This is a genomic window from Streptomyces sp. V2I9, assembly GCF_030817475.1.
Lineage (GTDB): Bacteria > Actinomycetota > Actinomycetes > Streptomycetales > Streptomycetaceae > Streptomyces.
Map to the genome: position 1 here is coordinate 5,558,611 of NZ_JAUSZJ010000002.1, position 20,054 is coordinate 5,578,664.

Genomic DNA, 20,054 nt, shown 5'->3' on the forward strand with positions numbered 1-20,054 from the left:
AGGACAGGGACAGACCAGATCCGGGCGAAGGCGGCCCACCCGCCGGCCACCAGGGTCCGGGCCGGGGGCGCCGACTGCCGTGCTGAGGATGCAGGGCGCGAGGATGCCGGGCGCTGAGCGGAGGGCGCGGGTGGGAGGCCGGGCGGGACGGGCCGGCCGACGTGGTCAGCGGTCCGACCGCGTCCGCGTAGACTGGTGGGCTGTCGTCCGGCCTCGGGCCCGACCGTTCACCCCCTTCCTCCAGGAGCCTCCCCTCATGCAGAACGAACCCACGTCGTCGCTGGTCGGGGAGGAGTACGAGGTCGAGGTCGGGCCGGTGGCGCACGGTGGCCACTGCATCGCCCGCACCGCGGAGAACCAGGTCCTCTTCGTGCGCCACACGCTCCCCGGCGAGAAGATCATCGCCAAGGTCACCGAGGGCGACACGGACTCCCGCTTCCTGCGGGCCGACGCGGTACGGATCCTCGAACCGTCCAAGGACCGGGTCGAGGCGCCCTGCCCGTACGCCGGTCCCGGCAAGTGCGGCGGCTGCGACTGGCAGCATGCCAAGCCCGGTGCGCAGCGCCGCCTGAAGGGCGAGGTGATCGCCGAGCAGCTGCAGCGGCTGGCGGGGCTGACCCCCGAGGAGGCCAGGTGGGACGGCACGGTCATGCCGGCGGAGGGCGACAAGCTGCCCGCGGGCGAGGTGCCGGCCTGGCGCACCCGGGTCCAGTACGCGGTCGACGCGGACGGCAAGGTGGGCCTGCGCAAGCACCGCTCGCACGACGTCGAGCCGGTCGACCGCTGCCTGATCGCGGCACCCGGAGTCTCCGAGCTGGGCGTCGAGAAGCGCGAGTGGCCGCAGATCGCCGCGGTGGAGGCCATCACCGCCACCGGCTCGAACGATCGCCAGGTCATCCTCACCCCGAAGCCCGGCGGCAGGTTGCCGCTGGTCGAGCTGGACAAGCCGGTCTCCGTGCTCCGCGTCGACGAGAAGGACGGCGGCGTCCACCGCGTCCACGGCCGCGCCTTCGTCCGCGAGCGCGCCGACGACCGCACCTACCGCGTCGGCTCCGGCGGCTTCTGGCAGGTCCACCCGCAGGCCGCCAACACCCTGGTCCGCGCGGTCATGCAGGGGCTGCTGCCCCGCAAGAACGACACGGCCCTCGACCTCTACTGCGGCGTCGGCCTGTTCGCCGGAGCCATCGGCCAGCGCATCGGGGAGAAGGGCGCGGTCCTCGGCATCGAGTCCGGCAAGCGCGCGGTGGAGGACGCCCGCCACAACCTGAAGGACCTCGACCGCGTCCGCATCGAACACGGCAAGGTCGACCAGGTCCTGCCCCGCACGGGCATCACCGAGTGCGACCTGATCGTCCTGGACCCGCCCCGCGCGGGCGCGGGCAAGCAGGTGGTCCAGCACCTGTCGACCCTGGGCGCCCGCAGGATCGCCTACGTGGCCTGCGACCCGGCGGCCCTGGCCCGCGACCTGGCGTACTTCCGGGACGGCGGATACAAGGTACGGACGCTGCGGGCGTTCGACCTGTTTCCGATGACTTCGCACGTTGAGTGCGTGGCGATTTTGGAGCCGGTAGCAAAGGGCGCCTGACGTGCTGTTTTGCTGGTTGGATGGGTTGCTTGACCTGTTTCGCTCTGCGCGATGGGTCGAGTAGGCGGCATGTCCCTTTCAGGCCATCTCACCTGCGGATTTGCGTGGGGTTGGAGTGCAGCGGCGACGTCCTCAGAATCTCCTCCGGAATATCTTGACGCTCGGATGACGCTCACAGCGGAAGCTAAATCTGCCGCACCTTTCCGGCCATGGCTGTGCTGACGGGGTATCCGCACGAGGAGGAGTCCGCCCGCACGGTGTGGGACTCCTGGTGTCAGCAGCCGCATGGGCCGGCGGCTGTGGCGCTGCTGCACTCCATTGGCGATGTACTGATCGTTTGCCGAGCGCGTGTCACTTTCCGCTTCCTGACGTCGGAAGTCGTGAGGTCGGACTGGGGTTGCAGCCGAGCATTCATCACCACTGGCTGACACAGATCTTTCCGCCCCGCCAGCCGTCGGCTCGGGAACCACGACATCAGCGCTGTCCCGGCCGACGCGTCCAACATCCGCAAGCTGGCTGACAGGTAGATGGCTGCACTGGGCTTCCACGCGCGCCGTCCCGCTGCCGCCCCTCAGCTACAGCAGGCAACTTGGCCCGCTGGTTGCGGACTCTGCGGAAGACAGGGGTTTGGGTGAGAATGAGCACTAACCGCGCCCGCTTAACCCGGTAATCGATCCCTCCGCCACGCGACGCGGACCCACGCGCGTGCAGCCACCACCCGGCTCATGGCCTCGGACCTGTTCGCTTCGCGGACGGCGGGCAAGAACGTGCGAGGCGTGGATCATTTGGCGACATCGGACAGTCACAGAACTTGCCCGACCGCGTAGTGGCTTGCGCCCTGTCACGAGTCGAGTCCGGCGCTGCCGAGGGAGCGGTAGGGGCCAGAACCTCAAGCTCCCCGCGGCCTCTTCAGGTGCTCGACTGCTGCACGGTCGTGAAGGTCTCGTGCGGCCTCTTCACGGAGGGGCTGCCGAATGCTTCAACCTGCAGGGCAACGCCCGCCGTAGGCACCTGTAAACGTGACTTCAATCACGAGATTGTCGTCCGGTTTGGCGCGTGACGCCAGCATTTTCCCTCTGGATATTCACCTGCCCACTACATAAAGTCCCCACCAGGTCCCGCTCTCAGTGGATCTTCATCTCCTTGGAGCCGGGGTGGGTTTTGTGTGGAGTCATGTGTCTCGCCGACGTCGGGTGATGGCCTCAACGGCGCTGCTCAGCATGGTTGTCGTGATGTTGCCAGCTTCGGTAGCTGCTTCAACCGGGATCGCCCCTGCGGCCAGGGCAACCGCATCCGAACCTGATGTTGGAGAGGCAGGCGTAGCCGCCGCGAGAGCCGCCGCAAAACGAACCGGCCAGCCGGTTGAGGTCCTGTCGCTGAGAGCCGAGAGCAGCGATGTCTTCGCCACCAGTGACGGAAACCTGGAAGCGCGCGAGTACCTACGTCCCGTGCGAGCCCGTGTGGACGGCGAGTGGAAGCCTGTCGACACCGACCTGGCGCAAGCCGGTGGAGGTGGAGTCGCACCCGAGGTCACTACGGTCGGTCTGACGTTTTCCGGCGGTGGCGACATGCCTCTGGTGAAGATGACGAAAGCAGGTCGCGAGTTTGCTCTGTCGTGGCCGGGAGAACTGCCGACACCCGAGCTGAACGGTGCGACTGCCACCTACCGCGACGTGCTCCCGGACGTGGACCTGCGGATGCAGGCGCAGGAAGACGGCTTCACCCAACTCCTGGTGGTCAAGACCGCGGCTGCGGCAGAGAACGAGGCGCTGTCGAAGCTGCGTCTGCAGCTTGCCGCTGAGGGCATGGACGTCAATGAGACGCAGGACGGGGGTCTCGAGGCGGTCGACAAGGGCGCGCAGGGGGCAGTCTTCGAAGCCCCGAAGCCGATGATGTGGGATTCCAGTACGGGACCTGCCGCGGCAACGGCCAAGGGCGCCGAGGACGTGCCTGAACGCGAAGCGCGCGTCGCTGACGCTGATGCAGCATCGTCGACGGAACCAGCGGCGGGGGAGTCGGGAGCGCTCGCACCGGTGGACGTGGATGTGCCGGCCGGCGGCGACGAACTGGTACTGACGCCGGACGCCGAACTGCTGCGGGGCCCGGACACCACATACCCCGTGTTCATCGATCCGCAGTGGTACTCACCCAGAGCATCGTCATGGACGATGGCATCCAAGTACTGGGCATCGTCGCCGCAGTGGAAGTTCAACGGTGAGTCCACGTCAGGTATGGGCTACTGCAACTGGTCCTACTGTGCTCCGCACGATACGAAACGGATCTTCTACCAGATACCGACGTCGAAGTTCGCGGGCAAGTCGGTTCTCTCGGCGGAGTTCGTCGTCCGGAACACCTGGTCCGCTTCGTGCTCGGATCGGAGCGTCGAGCTGTGGAGGACGAAGGGCATCTCGCCGTCGACGACCTGGAACTCGCAGAACGCTTCGGGGTTCTGGATCGAGAAACTGACATCCTCGTCCTTCGCGTACGGCTACGACGGTTGCGCTGCCAAGGACGCAGAGTTCAACGTGCGCACCGCAGTGCAGAAAGCGGCCAACGACAAGGCGTCCTCGCTCACGTTCGGCCTGCAGGCTGCCAGCGAGACCGACGGCTACGCCTGGAAGCGCTTCTCCGACAAGGCATTCCTCCGGGTCAAGTACAACCTTGCGCCGACACAGGTCAAGATGTCCCAGCTCACCATGGAATACGGGGGCACCTGCAAGCGCCCGGAGAGCGCCCCGCGTGTACGCACCCTCGGCAAGATGTACGCGAACAACATCACAGACCCGGACGGCGACAACGTCGCCGTGCAGTTCCAGGCGATGTGGGACACGGGCGATGGACAGGGAGCAATTGCCCGCTGGAAGCCCGCACTGACCTCCTAACAAGGCGTCGGGTTCGAGCTTCGTGGTCAGCCTGCCCACGTCGATCCCGCAGAACAAGACGGTGAACTGGTACGTACGCAGCTATGACGGGGCGCAGTACTCCCCGTGGTCGTCGGCAGGCGATCCGACGGGCTGTTACTTCGTCTACGACACCACCGTTCCCAAGGCACCCGCTATCACCTCTGGCGACTACCCAACATCGGACCCTGAGGACCCGGACGATCCCTGGTTCGACGGCGTAGGCCGCTACGGCTCGTTCCAGATCAAGGCTGCAGACAGCGATGTCACCAAGTACTGGTACGGAATCAACGGCGATCCTTCGTCGAAGAATGTCATCACCACCGCGGCCGGCGCTGCGCAGGCCGTGAAGGTACTGCCGTCGAAGGCCGGACTGAGCTTCATCACCGCGCAGGCATTTGATGCCGCCGGCAACGGCTCGGAAGTGCGGACCTACCAGTTCAGAGTGAAGGCGGGCCAGCCAGAGAGAGCGAACTGGAAGTTCGACGATGCTGCTGACGCGACCTCTGCTTCTGGAGGCTCTGGGGCGCGGACGGCAAAGCTCTATGGAGGAGCTACCCCCGGTGCCTCAGGCACAACCGGGACAGCGGTTCACTTCGACGGCACGAGCGGCTACGCAGCGACGGACATACCTACGGTGAACACAGCCAACGGCTTCAGCGTCTCGGCATGGGTGAACCTGGACAAGATGCCCACGGACGCTGCAGTGGTGGCTGCACAGCCCGGCAACTATTCCCCGGGGTTCGAGCTTTACTACTCGAAGGGGTATGACCGCTGGGTCTTCAACCAGTACACCTCCGATACGGCAGGTGCCTCTATCGTCCGGGCCATGGCCCCCGTTGCCGGGGGAGTGACAGCCGGACGGTGGACCCACCTGGTTGGCGTCTACTCAGGTGGTGCGCAGGAGCTGCGGCTCTACGTGGATGGTTCAGTGGCTGGCAGTACCCCCTACACCACCGCCTGGGACGCGCGCCGTGGACTCCAGATCGGGGCAGCCAACCTGCTCGGCACCCCGACCAACTACTTCCCCGGAAGCATTGACGACGTCCGGATCTTCGACAAGCCGGTCTCCGACGCGGAGGTCACCAACCTTCATCAGAAGAAGCCGATCGGCAGCGGGCGCACCGCACGGGCGATCTTCCCGCTGGATGAAGCAGCCGGAGCCACCGAAGTGACCGGGCATGCAGACACCCAGCCCCTGGCACTGGCGGGGAACGCCAAGCTGGGCGCTGCCGGAGTGAGCGGCCGGGCACTGCAGCTGGACGGCGACGGAGACTACGCGCGCACGGCAGCCCCTCACGTGGACACCGAACGCCCCTTCACAGTCTCGGCCTGGGCGAAGCTGGACCGACTCCCCAGCACAGGCGCCACAGTCGTCGCGCAGCTCGGGGTGAACAGGCCGGGCCTCGAGCTGGCCTACTCCAAGACCAGCAATCAGTGGGGATTCTTCCAATACTCCGCGGACGTGGTGGGCGCAACCCAGATCAGAGTTGTGCAGCCCCAGGGAACAACTGCACGCGTAGGCGAATGGGCGCACCTCGTCGGCGTACATGATCCAACTGCCGGCACCCTGACCCTCTACGTGAATGGCGAGAAGGCGGCGACGGTCGCCCAAACCAAATCGTGGTACGCGGGCAAGCAGGTCCAGGTCGGCGCTCTGACCATCGACGGCGGCAACATGATCCAGCACTTCCCCGGGCAGATCGACGGCATCCGGTTCCTGGACCGAGTGGTCGCTGCCGAAGAAGTACAGCAGCTGTTCCGGCAGAGCCCCATCCTCAAGGGCCGTTGGAACTTCGAGGAGACGGGCACGGGAACTCCGGTCACGTCTCCGGACTCCACTGTCGAGAAACGCCCCATGAACCTGTACGGGGGCGCCCAGCTCGGAGCCGGCACGGTCGACTTCAACGGTCTGCAACTGGACGGCGTCGACTCCTACGCGGCAACCCCGACCATGCCCGTCGACACGGGAGCCAGTTTCACCGTCACGGCCTGGGCTCAGGCAGCGGCTCTGCCCGACCACAGCATGTCCGTTGTGAGCGCCGAAGGTGCCACTCGCAGTGCGTTCGATGTGCGCTTCCAGCCCGAATCTGGCGATGCTGTCGGTCCGGGGAGATGGGAGCTCAGCCTTCCAAGTAGTGACAGCTCCACGGCACCGGTCAAGAAGGCGGCCAGCTCTGAGTTCTACGACGTCCGGGACTGGAATCATCTCGCGGTGGTATACGACGGCTTTGCCAAGGAAGCCCGGCTGTACGTCAACGGTGTCCTCCAAGAAGTGGCCTGTGGAGACACCGACGGGGATGGCAGCGCTGATGATGCAGCCTGCCAGGACCTCATCGCGTGGGCAGACAACGTGCTGACGTTCAAGGCGTCTAAATCAATCCAGGTCGGGCGCGCCTCGGGAGACACGACTGGGGAGTACTTCGCCGGCTCGATCGACGATGTATGGGCCTTCCAAGGCGCACTGAACGACGTCCAAATCGGCCTACTGGCCGGATCTCTGTTCGATGTCCCAACAGAGGTCCCTAGCGGCAGCTGACCCCCCACAGCCAGCGTTCCAGGCACGTCAGCAGTGCCCGAAGCCTTGCAGTTTCAGTCCCGCGCCGCAGCCCGACAGGCACCCGGCGCCCGGCAGTGATGGACACCCCTCGCATGAAACTCACGACAGCGTTTACCCCAAAGAACAGGGCATTCCGCCGAGCATCGCTAGCGGTCTCCGCAGTTTTGGTCGCCACTTTGCTGCAGACGGCCGCAGCGCCGTCGGCATCGTCTACGGCTAATGCGGTAAGCAACCTGCCCGGGCTCCCAGCGGCAGAGAAGCCCGTCGCGGGAGGTCGCGGGTTCACGGTTAAGCCGCGCGTAAAGAACAAGGGCCCCAGAGTGCCGTCGGCTGCCCCGCGGGCCGAGCAGCCTGATCCCGCAGCGGTCACGGTGGCTCTCCCGCCGTCAGGTGCCAAAGGCGGCGAGCGCTTCACCTCTGCCAAGGGGCAGCCTATTGCTGTCGGCCGGGCTCAGGGCGAGGCACATGCGAGCGTGACGCCGAGACGTGCTCCCCGCACGGTGAAGACGGAGGTGCTTGAGGGTAAGAAGGCTGAGCGAGCCGGGATCGATGGCCTGCTGTTCACCCTCAGGGCCGGCGAGCCGGCCCGGGCCGGAAGCGCGCCAGCCGAGAGCACGAAGCAGCCGGTCGCTGTGGCGGTCGACTACGCACAATTCAGTGAGCTCTTCGGTGGTGCCTACGCGTCGCGTATGAGCCTGGTCCAGCTGCCCGTCTGCGTGCTCACCACGCCAGAAGTGAAGGCGTGCCGGTCCGGAGAGCCTGTTGCCGCCGTCAACGACACAGAACGCAAGACGCTGACCGCAGAGTCAGTAAGCTTGCAGGCCGGAGCCCCCACGGTCCTGGCCGCGACTGCCGCCGTCGGCGGTGACAAAGGGGACTACAAGGCGACTCCGCTTTCTCCGTCCTCCACCTGGAACACTGCACTCAACACCGGCGACTTCACATGGTCCTACGACATGGAGGTCCCCGAGGTACCGGGGGCGCTGAAGCCAAGCGTCGGGCTCTCCTACTCATCCGGCACGATAGACGGTCGAACCGGTGGGACGAACAACCAAGGTTCATGGGTGGGAGATGGGTTCGACCTATGGCCCGGCTTCATCGAGCGCAGCTACAAGCCCTGCGCCGATGACGGGGTCAAGAACGCGGACGGCAACAAGCCCGGCGACATGTGCTGGGCCTACGACAACGCGACCATCTCCTTCAACGGCGCCGGCGGTGAACTGGTCCCCGCAGGCAACGACGAGTTCAGACTGAAGCGCGATGACGGTACGAGGATCAAACGTCTGGAGTCGGCCGACCGAGGCAACGGCGACAACGACGGCGAGTACTGGCGCCTCACATCCCCAGACGGAACCCGCTACTACTTCGGCTACAACCGTCTGCCGGGCTGGAGCACAGGAAAGAGCACAACCGACTCCACCTGGACCCTTCCTGTTTACGGAAACGACTCCACTGAAGAGTGCCACGCGGCGACGTTTGCCGACTCATGGTGCCAGCAGGCATGGAGGTGGAACCTCGACTACGTCGTCGACGTGTACGGCAACGCGATCAGCTACCACTACACCAAGGAGACCAACTCCTACGGCCGCAACCTGAAGTCCGCCGACGACACCCCGTACACGCGTGGTGGATACCTCACGCGCATCGACTACGGGCAGCGGACCCCTGATCTATATGCTGCCAAACCTTTGGCACAGGTCGTTTTCGACAACACGGAGCGCTGCATACAAGCGACCGGTGTCACCTGCGCCGCCGACACGATCGACACCAAAGCCTTCTACTGGTACGACACCCCGTGGGACCTGAACTGCAAGGCCGAGACCACCTGTGACAACGGCCGGCTGTCACCGTCCTTCTGGACCCGCAAGCGACTGACCGACGTCACCACACAGGTTCTCAAGGCCGACGGCACCTACGGCAAAGTCGACTCCTGGAAGCTCGGCCATCGATGGGGCATGGCCGACACGGACTACCAGCTCCTCCTCGACAGTGTCCAGCACACTGGTCAGTCGGCGACCCCGACCATCACTCTGCCGAAAACCACCTTCGCCTACACCCAGCTCGCCAACCGGCTGGACAAGACAGGCGACGGGTTCGCCCCGTTCATCAAGGACCGACTCTCCTCGGTGGACGATGAGTCCGGCGGGCAGATCAGTGTGAACTACTCGGCTGCCGTCTGCGACTGGAGTGCGCTGCCGACTCCAGCGACGAACACCACCCGCTGCTTCCCCCAGTACATCGGTGGCAATGACACCGACCCCGCAGAACAACAGTGGTTCAACAAGTACGTCACCGACTCCGTCACAAGCACCGACCGCACCGGTGGCGCGCCCGACCAGGTCACCACATACCAGTACCTCGGCAACGCGGCATGGCACTTCGACGACGATGACGGCTTGACCAAGGAGAAGGAAAAGACCTGGTCCCAGTGGCGCGGCTATGGCCAAGTCAGGGTTCAGACCGGCGGGCAGGGCGGTGCTGCCGCCATGAAGTCCCAGCAGGACCACTACTTTCTGCGCGGCATGGACGGTGACCGGGCCACCACCACCGGCGGCACCAAGAGCGTCTCAGTCAGTCTCGGCACGGATGAGGGAGAGCCGATAACCGACCATGAGTCGGCGAACGGCTTTCCGTACAAAACAGTCACCTTCGACAAGCCTGGTGGCAAGGTACTCGAAAAGACGGTGGACAGGCCCTGGCACCGTCAAACTGCCGAGAAGAAACGCAGTTGGGGCACCGTTACGGCCAATCTCACAGGGACCGAGAGTGCCAAGACCTGGACCTCTCTCGACGGCGGGGCCGGCTCCCAGTGGCGCATAACCTCCACGGCCAACACCTACGAAACGGTGGCTGGGCGGGTCATTGAGGTCGATGACCGCGGTGACAACTCAACCGCAGAAGACAATCAGTGCACACGCACCACGTATGCCACAAACAGCACCGACAACATCCTCTCGCTGCCGTCCAGGGTCGAGACCGTAGCCAAGGCATGCGACGTCGCACCGGACCGGGCCAAGGACGTCATCTCTGACGTGCGCACCGCCTATGACGGCGGCGCATACGGAGCCGAGCCCACCAAGGGCGACGCCACCGCTACGGCCACACTGAAGCAGCACGACGGAACCAAGGCCACCTACCTGGAAGCCGGTGCCACGTACGACACCTACGGCCGTCAGCTGAACGTGACCGACCTGACCGCTAACGTCACAGCGACCGGTGACGTGGCACCAGTGCGAACTGTGCGCAACGACGGGCGAACCACAGTCACGGCGTACACCCCGGCCACCGGGTTTCCCAAGCAGACCAAGGTGACCACACCACCAGCTGTCTCCGGAAACAGCGGAAGCTCCCAGAGCACCACTTCGGAACACGACCCCCTACGCGGCCAGCCGCTACGGGTCACGGACACCAACGACAAGGTGACCGAGTTCGCCTACGACGCACTCGGCCGCTCGGCAAAGGTCTGGCTCGCTAACCGATACACCTCACAAACGCCGAACCACGCGTTCACCTACACCATCACCGACGGCAAAGCGGTCGCCGTCGCGACCAGCACCCTGAACAACACCGGCGGCCATATCACCTCCTACACCCTCTACGACGGCTTCCTGCGCGAACGCCAGACCCAAGCACCGGGCCCGGACGGCGGCAGCCTCCTTGCAGACACCTTCTACGATGAGCGCGGACTGGCCGCCAAGAACTTCAGCACCTACTACACCACGCAGGCCCCGTCGACCGAACTGTTCGCGCCCGCTGACGCGCTGAGCGTGGAGACACAGACCCGTAACCTCTACGACGGACTCGGCCGCATCACCGAGTCCCGGCAGATAGCGGGCAACGGCGACGGCGGCCAAGTCCTCGGCATCACCCGCACCGTCTACAACGGCGACCGCACCACGGTCATCCCCCCCGTTGGCGGCACCGCTACCACCACACTCAATGACGCCCGAGGCCAGACCACCGAGCTGCGCCAGCACCACGAGCGCACCCTCGGCGCCGACTACGACACAACCCGCTACGCCCATACGCCCAGCGGCAAGCTGGAAAAGGTTACCGACCCTGCCGGCAACTCCTGGACGTACACATACGACCAACTCGGCCGCCAGGTGCGCACCACCGACCCGGACAAGGGCACAACCGACAGCTCGTATGACGACCGAGGGCAACTCGTCTCCACGACGGCGGCCTCGACCACGGCTGCCCATAGCACCCTCCACCACACCTACGACAACCTCGGACGAGAGACCGAGTTGCGAGAGGATTCGGCGACCGGGACAAAGCTCGTCGACTGGACCTACGACACCATCAGCGGAGCCAAGGGCCAACTGGCCTCCAGCACCCGCTACGTGAACGGCAGCGCATACACCAGCTCGGTAACCGCCTACGACCCGCTCTATCGGGCCACCCGTACGGCCATCACGATCCCCGCGGCGGAAGGAGCGCTGGCAGGCACCTATCAGACGGCCTCGGTCTTCAAGCCCAGCGGCTTGCTGCAGAGTGCCAACTACTCCAAGGCCGGCTCCCTGCCGGGCGAGGTCATCACCTACAGCTACGACGACATCCTGCGCCTCAACGGGGTCACAGGACAGGGCTACAGCGCTGCCACCAGCTACAGCCTCACTGGCAAGCCGCTACAAGTGAAGATGACCAACGGCGGCACCGGTAAGCAGACTCAGGTCACCAATACCTACGAGTGGGGCACCCAGCGCCTGGCTACCAGCCGCGTCGACCGGCAAGACATCGCGGGCGTGGACAAGTACGCCACCTACCGCTATGACGAGACAGGGAATGTCCTGTCCGTCGCGGATGTCTCCCGGTCTGGCACCGACACCCAGTGCTTCACCTACGACCACCTGCGTCGGGTGACTCAGGAGTGGACAGAGCCGGCCCCCACCTGCACGAGCGCACCCACAGCGGGGAAGGTCGGCGGCCCAGCGCCCTACTGGAACTCCTATACGTATGACAAGGTCGGCAACCGGCTCAGCGAGACCTCGCACGACCTGACGGGCGACCAGGCCAAGAACACCGAGCGCACTTACGCCTACCCCCCGGCTGGTGGGGCGAAGCCACACGCCCTGACCTCGGTGACCAGCGTCGGTCCGACGGTCACCTCGCGCGACAGCTACACCTACGACGAGATGGGCAACACGACCAGCCGCACGGTCGCAGGCACCACGCAGAGACTGAGCTGGGATCCCGAGGGCCACCTGGCCTCGGTTACGGAGCCGGTTGAGGGTGCCGCTGACAAGACCACCGCGTATCTGTACGACGCCGGCGGAAGCCGCTTGATCGGTCGCACGGACAGCGAGACCACTCTCTACCTCGGCCACACCGAGATTGTCCTGCCCAAGGGCTCGGCGGTACCGAAGGCCACCCGGTTCATCGACCTGGGCAACGGCCAGCAGGCCGTCCGTAACGATAACGGCAGCGTCGCCTTCACGATCGGCGACCATCATGGCACCGGCCAACTCGCAGTCGACGCCGCAAGCCTCGCCCTCACCCAGCGCCGCACCGACCCCTTCGGCAGTGCCCGCGGCGATGTCCCGACGAGCTGGCCCAGCACCAAGGGCTTCGTCGGCGGCACCACCGACACCAGCACGGGACTGACCCACCTCGGTGCCCGCGAGTACGACCCAGGCATCGGCCGATTCATCAGCGTCGACCCGATTATGGACCTCGCCGACCCACAACAGATCAACGGCTATAACTACGCCAACAACGCTCCGGCCACCCTTTCCGACCCCACCGGCCTGCGTCCAGACGGAATCTGTGGCGGAAACAGCAGCACGTGCGTGCCAAGCAACTCGATATCCAGTGCCACCGTCACCTACAACGAATCCTGGACCAAGAAAAAGAGCGGCTGGTACTGGAAGAAGTACGACGAAAACAAGGCCGGAAAGCGCTACTACACCCACGGGTGTCTCGGCTGCAAGAACTGGATCGACAGGACCCGGGTCATTCCGTGGACCGAGGTCGTCGAGGCCGTGGGTATCTTCGTCCCAATTCTTGGGCCGGCAGCTGATGCTGTCCTGGGAATCAACGATCTCATTCAGGGGAACTATCAAGCAGCAAGCGAGAGAGCAATAAGTGCTATCCCTCTGGTAGGTGAGGCGCGGCTGGCGAAAAGCTTGCTCAAGAAGACGAGATGTGAGCCCAACAGCTTCGTGCCTGGTACGAAGGTGTTGATGGCCGACGGCAGTACCAAGCCGATCGAGGAAGTTAAGATCGGCGAAAAGGTCCTGGCAACCGACCCCAAGTCTGGCAAAAGAGAAATCGAGACCGTCACTGCCGAGATAAAGGGCGAAGGTACCAAGCGTCTGGTCGAGGTCACCATCGACATCGATGGTGACCAGGGATCCAAGACGGCAAGCATCACCGCCACTCACAACCACCCCTTCTGGGTCTCGGATATCGGTGAATGGATCGACGCCATCGATCTTGAATCCGGCCAGGGGCTCAAGACCAGCCACGGCACCCGGGTCCAGGTCACCGCCATCAGTCGCTGGACGGCCCAGCAGGCCACCGTCTACAACCTGACCGTCAGCGACCTGCACACGTACTATGTGCTGGCGGGGCAGACTCCGGTCCTTGTTCACAACAGCAACTGCGGCCCGTCCCTGAAGGATTTGCAGAAGGACTACCCGCGGCGCACTGTGGGAATTCTTGATGTCGGGGGCGATCAGCTGCCGATGATCAGTGGTCCAGGCGGTCAGTCTGGACTCCTCAAGAACCTCCCAGGTCGTACGAAGGCCAACGGGGAGCACGTGGAGACTCACGCAGCAGCTTTCTTGCGTATGAACCCGGGTGTCAGAAAGGCCGTGCTCTACATCGACTACCCGACGGGGGCCTGCGGAACATGCAGAAGTACATTGCCTGACATGCTGCCCGAAGGTGCTCAGCTGTGGGTGATCTCACCGCGTAGGACTGAAAAATTCACGGGACTTCCTGACTGAGTTAGGAAAGGAATCGGCGGCCCATCCAGGTGGATCGGCCGCCGATTCGTGTTTCCCTGTCTACCAGGGCAGTGGTTCATCGGTTGTGTGGTCCTGAGCGCCGGAGTATGAGCGCCACTTGACTCCTGGCATATTCTCCGCCCAGGAGAGATCGCCTGGCGCCCTCGCCGCCAGGGTGACGTCATGGCCTTCGTCGGGATCATCGCTCGGGTGGACGAGCGCCAGCCAGCTCTCGCCGAAGAGGATGCGCGAATCGTTGGCTGGCCAGTTCCACGCAGGGAAGGGGAGCTCATGACTTCCTTCCCGAGACCAGAGCCAATCTGCCGGGACTCCTTGCGCTACTTTCGTCGCAGGAGCCCCCAGGATTGCCTCTAGGATCGTGGCATGAATCAAGAAATCTGAGAGCTGCTCGTCAGTCCGTCGCCATGGGGTCGGTTCGTCGGACGGCTCTCGCTCGTACACAGAGCGATCTTCGCTGGCCGGGTCGAATGCCCAGACCCAAGTTCCTTGGTTCTCAACCCAGAACGGAATCTTTCCGTCTTCCACCGCGAGTTTCGAAAGGGGGATGGCGTAGTTGTGCGAGGTGATCTCCCCGCCCCACTGGGCAGAGATTTCATGCCACTCGACAAGCTCCCTGGGCGCTTCAGGTGATTCTCCCAGTCTCACATTGGGTGATTGCGGGGCGCCGTACCACCTCCGCAGAAATCGCAGCAGGCCCGGGTTGTCCGTGGGAGCGAGAGAGTTCATGTGAGACATTATGCGCTACATGCCGGGTGTCGACGTGAGTTGACCTGTAAATCGCTAAAGCAAAACGGGAGCCCCGTAGGTGGGGCTCCCGTGGGCCATGACGGCAGTAGTTGACGGCAACGTTAGCGGACGAGGGCGGCGCAGGGCGGCGGTTCGTCGCCGTCGCCGCTTGCCGTCTCGGCGGTCTCCGGGCTGCCGAGTGCGGTGCTGAGGGTGTTGATGGCGTCGCGCTGGAGGCGGAGTCGGATGTGGGCGTAGACGGTGGCGGTGACGCCGATGTGGGCGTGGCCGAGGAGTTCCTTGATCACGACGAGTTCGACGCCCTGTTCCAGGAGCAGGGTGGCGGTCGAGTGGCGGAGGTCGTGGAAGCGGATGCGGCGGAGGCAGGCATTGCGGAGGCATTGCGGAGGTGAGCTGTTCAGAGTTTCTTTACTTGATCAAGGCGGTCCGCTGGCGCGGCCCGCACGCGCTCCGGCCCGGCGGGGCCGCCGCCCGCTCCTGTCTCCGCCCCGCTGGCGACGGCCCCGCCGGTCCGGGCGCGCAACAGCCAGCACAGCGAAGTACCTGGGGCGCTGCCCCAGACCCCGGCCCTCTCTCTGAGGGGCAGGGGGGTTCGTGTGCGGGTGCGGCTTCGTCGTGGTGTGGGGTCGAGGTCGCGGGAGGGGGTCCCTCGTCGCCCGGTCACCGGAGGCGTACCAGGAACCCCCGGGGGCCGCCAAGGCCGAGCGCACGCGTCACGATGTGAGCCTTGGCGGCCCCCGGAGAACCCTGGCACGGCAAAGCTGCCCGACCGACGAGGGACCCCCTCCCACTCAGGCCGTGATCCTGCCGGAGGCCGGCCCATCGCCAGCTCCCCGGGCGTACCGTGGGGTGGGAGGTGGTGAGTTGATGACTACGGAGCTGGCCGACAACGTCCGCAAGTACCGGCGCCGCGCGGGGCTGAGCCAGGAGGAACTGGCCCACACCGCAGGCGTATCACCGGGCACCGTACGCAAGGTCGAGCAGGGTGGCACCGTCCGCATGGAGACCCTGCACACTCTCGCCCGCGCATTGGGCGTGACCACGGCGACCCTGCTGGCCCCGGACGCCCCGCAACCCGTGGGACGAGGAGAAGACCCGAACCGGGTCAACCTGATCCAGCTCCGTGCCGCCCTCACCCCACCCGTGGGCCTTGCCGAGCCGGACGGCGAGAGGGCCGAGGAAGAGCCGAACCTGCGGCGCTTCCGCCGCACCGTCCACGACGGAGCGGTGCTCTACCACTCCGACAGCTACAAGAGCGTCGCCTCCCAGCTACCCGCGCTCCTGCGCGATGCCGACACGGCGGTGGCTCACTTCGACCACGGCGAAGAACACCAACAGGCACTTCTGGCCCGCGCCGAGGCAATGCAGTTGGCCGGCCGCTACCTGACCCAGGTACGCCAGTACGACCTCGCCTACACCGCCCTGTCCCACGCGATCACCGACGCCCGCCACACCGGCGACACCCTCACCGCGGCCTCCGGAGTCATCGGCATGTGCTGGCTGCTCCTGCGCCAGGGCCGCCTGGACGAAGCCGAACAACTCGCCGCCCAGACCGCCGACGTCATCGAACCCCGCCTCTCCCGCGCGACACCGGACGAATGCGCGGCCTGGGGATGGCTTGCCTTGCGAGCTGCCGCCGCTGCGGGCCGCAACAACCGCCCCCAGGAAGCCCGCCACTACCACCGGGTGGCCACCACCGCAGCCGCCGCAGTCGGCCGGGAACACACCGGATCGTTCTTCCGGCACTGGACCACCTTCGGACCCCTCACCGTCGGCATGAAGGGCGTCGAGGACGCCATGATCGTGGGCGACGCCCGCACCGTCGTCCGCAAGTCCAGCGAAGACGCCATGTCGCCCAAGGCGTGGAAGCACACCGGCAGGCCGAGCGACGACAACTGGAACCGCCACCGGCTCGACGTGGCCCGCGCCCACGCCCGCACCGGCGACCTGACCGGCGCGATGGACGAACTGGCCGGCGTCCGCCACGCTTCGCCGGAATGGCTGCGGCACCAGCGGATGGCCGCCGAGACGATGCAGGAGATCCTCAAGAAGCGCAAGCGCACCCTCACCGCCGACATGCGCGAGATGGCCGACCACTTGGGCGTCGTCGGCTAACTGCTACGCAGCGCAACACTTTCCGCACCGCGTGTCACCAACTGTCGTGACGCACACCTGGGGTGACGGTCAGTCAGTGCCTACGGTCTTTGTGTCTCTATCAGCGACCCAGGCCCGGGGGTACACGATGAACCAGCCCAGGAGCGACGCGGACCGCATGCGCCGCAGGGATCTCCATGACGCGGCAGCAGGACTGACAGGCCCGCGCCTGCTGCCGTGGACTACCCCCGAGGGAAAGCCCTGCTACCTCAGCACCGACGGCCGCGGTTACCTCGCCACCCTCGCTGACAACATCGAGTCCGTACAGCTCGGCATGGGCAGGGAGCTGCTGGAATACGCCCGCGACACCACGGCCCCCGGCGCGAAGGCCCTGTCAGCCACCGAATACCGCTGGCTGGCCTGCCGCCTGACCGAGGCCCTGGCTGACGCACTCCGGGTGGCGGACTCGCGCGGGCGACGTCTTCCGGACACGGAGGAGGAAGAGGCCGGCGGTGATGCCTGACCCCGCGAGCAGCGACGTACCGGCCCGGGGTCGCTACCGATTCCGTGAGTACTGCGTGACCACCGCCCCCGATTCCCTGGCCCTGCCGGTCTTCGCGGCGGTCTGCGTCACCGGCGAGGAACACGACTGCGGTGCCACCTCCGGCACCCTCCACGAACCGGACGAACTGACCCGCTGGATCGCCGGACACTGCGCCGCCACCGGCCACGAGCTGTACGAGCAGACCACCCGCACCGTTCTTCGTGCCGAACCCGGCGCATGGCAGTAAAGTCCCCTGCGCCGACGACACCGCGCCATCGGCAGATCGACCGCCCGGCCTGAATCGCCTGACGGCAGTAGCGACGGCAACACCCACGGATTTCGCCGTACAACCACAGACACCAGCGGAACCCGAAACCTGCGCTGACCAGCGAAGGAGCAGGTGAAAGGGTGCCGCGCAGCACACGTACTATGTTGTGGCCGGGCCTGCATCGGTCTTGGTTCACAATTGTGGCGGGTACGGAGAGCTCGACGAACATGGGCGAGCCACCGGTATCAGCGTCACGCTTACCCGGGACAATATTGGTGGAACTACCAATCCCAGCGTCGATCCGGCCGGTTGGGTCAGCGGAATGGGATACAACCGCTCCCACCTCTGGGGTGCGCAGCTCGGTGGCTCGAACAGTGACCGCCGGAACTTTGTAACGCTGCATCAGTACGCCAACCATCCAGGGATGCGACGTCTCGAAAATCGAGTGCGGAGGGCCGTCGAGAGGAATGGGGAGACTGTGCAGTACACCGTCACGCCGATCTATGCACAACATATTGGTGATGGCCCGGCCAACCCGTATCCGCTCGGTGTGACCATCCGAGCCAACGGATCAGGGGGACTTGACATCTTCCAGACAGTTCTGAACAGGCCAAGGCAATGAACGCGCATATGCAAAGGTTGATCCGACTGGTGGCTCCCCCGCAAGGCGCCGCACGTCCCCGAGACTGGGGCGACGTTGCCCGAGAGCTGGGAATCCAGCTGCCAGCGGACTATCGAGAACTGATCGATACCTACGGCGGGGGGTGCTTGGACAAATACTTGTGGGTTCTGGAGCCTGATTGCCAAAAGCGTCCCTATGACCTCCTCTCCTCTGTCGAAGAGCGTGACGAAAGCTTTAAAATGCTTTGGGAGGAGGGCGAGGAGAAGCCAGCGCAATTGCTCGAGGTGCCTGAAAGCAGGCTGATTCCGTGGGCCTCCACGGACAACGGAGAATTCATCTACTGGCTGGCGTTGGCAGGGGCTCACCCTGATAGCTGGACAGTGATGGTGAACGAGGCCAGGGGTGCCTGGTGGGAGCATTTCGAGGTGGGCTGTGCGGAGTTTCTGGTATCGCTCCTGACGGGGGAAACTAGGTCGGAGATCATCTCCACTTCATTCCCCTTGCCGGATCACGAGTTCAGGTCCATCGCGAGCTTCTGACGGTGATTCCTAATGCGGTCTGTCAAGCCGCGAGAGGTGTGGGCGCTAGGGGTTCGTAGGTACGTTCGTCGCGGAGGAGGGTCCAGAGGACGTTGACTCGGCGGCGGGCGAGTGCGAGGGCGGCCTGGATGTGGCTTTTGCCTTCGGCGCGCTTGCGTTCGTAAAACCGGCGAGAGTCGTCGCAGTGGCGGATGCTGAACACCGCGGAGATGTAGAAGACGCGTTGGAGTCTGCGGTTGTAGCGGCGTGGCCGGCGAAGGTTGCCGCTGATCTTGCCGGAGTCGCGGGGGACGGGAGCGACACCGCCGAAGCCGGCGAGTCGGTCTGCGGTGCCGAAGGCGGTCATGTCTCCGCCGGTGGCGGCTAGGAACTCGGCGCCGAGGATGATGCCCATGCCCGGCATGCTGGTGATCACTGCGAAGTCGCGGTGGTCGCGAAACCGGGCCTCGATCGCTTTGTCGACCGCGCAGGGCGGCCGGGGTCTGGTAGCCGGTCAGCAGCGCGAACGGACCAGTGTTGGTGAGGTCCAGGGCCCGCTCCAGACCGGGGAAGATGCCGCTCAGTTGGGCGCGGACACGGTTGATGGTGCGAGTGCGGTCGGCGACCAGGTCCGCGCGACGCCCTGTGAGGACCTTGAGGTCCGTGACGGTTTCGTCGCCGACATGTAAGGGGTGCAGGTCGCGGCGGATGCGGACCTGGTCGGCGATGACGGCGGCGTCCCTGGCGTCGGTCTTGCCCTCGCCGCGGTAGCTCTCGGAGGCGCGGTGGATGGCCCGGCCGGAGGATGTAGTGCACCGGCTGGGCGTGGTTGACGAGGACGGCGATGGCCAGCGCGGCGCCGCCGTCGGCCAGGTCGATCCCCCAGGCCACCGTATCGCCCAGGGGCAAGACGTCGGTGAGGAGCTCGAGGAGATCGGGCTCGTCGTTGGCGACGCGCCGGGACAGCAGCCGGCGGCCGTCCTCGTTGATCGCGACGCAGTGATGATGGGTTTTCCCTGCGTCGATGCCGGCCCAGATCATGGTCATGTGATGCCTCCGTGCGGTGTGGGGCCGGTGCCTGCCACGGACGACCTCGCTGTCGATTCCCTACTCGGCGATCATTCGCAATTCCTAATTGGCAGCCGAGCCGTCGTGGGGCGCCGGGTGGCCAATCACTGAGAGCCACGAGCGGCAGAGCCTTTTGAACCACACCCGGCACCCCTGGGCGGGTCAACCATACGA

At 65.4% G+C, this 20,054-nt stretch carries 12 protein-coding genes and 2 pseudogenes; 10 read left to right on the top strand and 4 right to left on the bottom strand.

What is annotated here, in order from left to right; translation table 11 throughout:
• Positions 1–256 precede the first annotated feature (256 nt).
• The 4 genes from QFZ71_RS24390 to QFZ71_RS24405 all read left to right on the top strand — a co-directional run bounded on the left by QFZ71_RS24390 (position 257) and on the right by QFZ71_RS24405 (position 13,998).
• A complete protein-coding gene (locus QFZ71_RS24390) occupies positions 257–1,585 on the top strand; it encodes a class I SAM-dependent RNA methyltransferase (RefSeq protein ID WP_307670298.1) in 1,329 nt (442 codons plus the stop codon).
• A 1,220-nt stretch (positions 1,586–2,805) separates the two neighbouring features.
• A complete protein-coding gene (locus QFZ71_RS24395; RefSeq protein WP_307670299.1) occupies positions 2,806–4,467 on the top strand; it encodes a hypothetical protein in 1,662 nt (553 codons plus the stop codon).
• A 22-nt stretch (positions 4,468–4,489) separates the two neighbouring features.
• A complete protein-coding gene (locus QFZ71_RS24400; protein ID WP_307670300.1) occupies positions 4,490–7,024 on the top strand; it encodes a LamG domain-containing protein in 2,535 nt (844 codons plus the stop codon).
• 113 nt (positions 7,025–7,137) lie between these two features.
• Positions 7,138–13,998: a polymorphic toxin-type HINT domain-containing protein gene (locus QFZ71_RS24405; RefSeq protein ID WP_373465146.1), complete on the top strand. Its 6,861-nt coding sequence runs from the start codon at positions 7,138–7,140 to the stop codon at positions 13,996–13,998.
• Between the two features lie 60 nt (positions 13,999–14,058).
• On the opposite strand, the gene QFZ71_RS24410 is transcribed toward QFZ71_RS24405, so the two are convergent.
• Both QFZ71_RS24410 and QFZ71_RS24415 read right to left on the bottom strand, forming a co-directional pair.
• On the bottom strand, positions 14,059–14,745 hold the full coding sequence (locus tag QFZ71_RS24410; RefSeq protein ID WP_307670302.1) for a hypothetical protein: 687 nt from the start codon (positions 14,743–14,745) through the stop codon (positions 14,059–14,061).
• Positions 14,746–14,867: 122 nt separating this feature from the next.
• Positions 14,868–15,143: pseudogene (locus tag QFZ71_RS24415) on the bottom strand (tyrosine-type recombinase/integrase); the annotation flags it as partial.
• 490 nt (positions 15,144–15,633) lie between these two features.
• Between QFZ71_RS24415 and QFZ71_RS24420 the strand changes: the two are divergent.
• From QFZ71_RS24420 to QFZ71_RS24440, 5 genes are all read left to right on the top strand, one after another.
• On the top strand, positions 15,634–16,881 hold the full coding sequence (locus QFZ71_RS24420) for a helix-turn-helix domain-containing protein (RefSeq protein ID WP_307670303.1): 1,248 nt from the start codon (positions 15,634–15,636) through the stop codon (positions 16,879–16,881).
• A gap of 127 nt (positions 16,882–17,008) precedes the next feature.
• Positions 17,009–17,383 carry a hypothetical protein gene (locus QFZ71_RS24425; RefSeq protein WP_307670304.1) on the top strand — a complete coding sequence of 125 codons (375 nt, stop codon included), beginning with the start codon at positions 17,009–17,011 and terminating at the stop codon, positions 17,381–17,383.
• A 55-nt stretch (positions 17,384–17,438) separates the two neighbouring features.
• Positions 17,439–17,651, top strand: coding sequence for a hypothetical protein (locus QFZ71_RS24430; protein WP_307670305.1), 213 nt, complete (start codon positions 17,439–17,441; stop codon positions 17,649–17,651).
• Positions 17,652–17,838: 187 nt separating this feature from the next.
• The gene (locus tag QFZ71_RS24435) at positions 17,839–18,294 is read left to right on the top strand and encodes a DNA/RNA non-specific endonuclease (protein ID WP_307670306.1); all 456 of its coding nucleotides are present in this window, start codon (positions 17,839–17,841) and stop codon (positions 18,292–18,294) included.
• Between the two features lie 8 nt (positions 18,295–18,302).
• The gene (locus QFZ71_RS24440; protein WP_307670307.1) at positions 18,303–18,833 is read left to right on the top strand and encodes an SMI1/KNR4 family protein; all 531 of its coding nucleotides are present in this window, start codon (positions 18,303–18,305) and stop codon (positions 18,831–18,833) included.
• 22 nt (positions 18,834–18,855) lie between these two features.
• Here QFZ71_RS24440 and QFZ71_RS30510 read toward each other — a convergent pair whose 3' ends face one another.
• A complete protein-coding gene (locus tag QFZ71_RS30510; RefSeq protein WP_373465147.1) occupies positions 18,856–19,227 on the bottom strand; it encodes a transposase in 372 nt (123 codons plus the stop codon).
• Here QFZ71_RS30510 and QFZ71_RS30515 point away from each other — a divergent pair.
• Positions 19,226–19,501 carry a hypothetical protein gene (locus QFZ71_RS30515; RefSeq protein WP_373465148.1) on the top strand — a complete coding sequence of 92 codons (276 nt, stop codon included), beginning with the start codon at positions 19,226–19,228 and terminating at the stop codon, positions 19,499–19,501. The two genes, QFZ71_RS30510 and QFZ71_RS30515, sit on opposite strands and share 2 nt — an antisense overlap.
• Here QFZ71_RS30515 and QFZ71_RS30520 read toward each other — a convergent pair.
• Positions 19,439–19,859 (bottom strand): annotated as a pseudogene (locus QFZ71_RS30520) (IS110 family transposase); the annotation flags it as partial. The gene QFZ71_RS30515 and the pseudogene QFZ71_RS30520 overlap by 63 nt on opposite strands.
• Positions 19,860–20,054 lie beyond the last annotated feature (195 nt).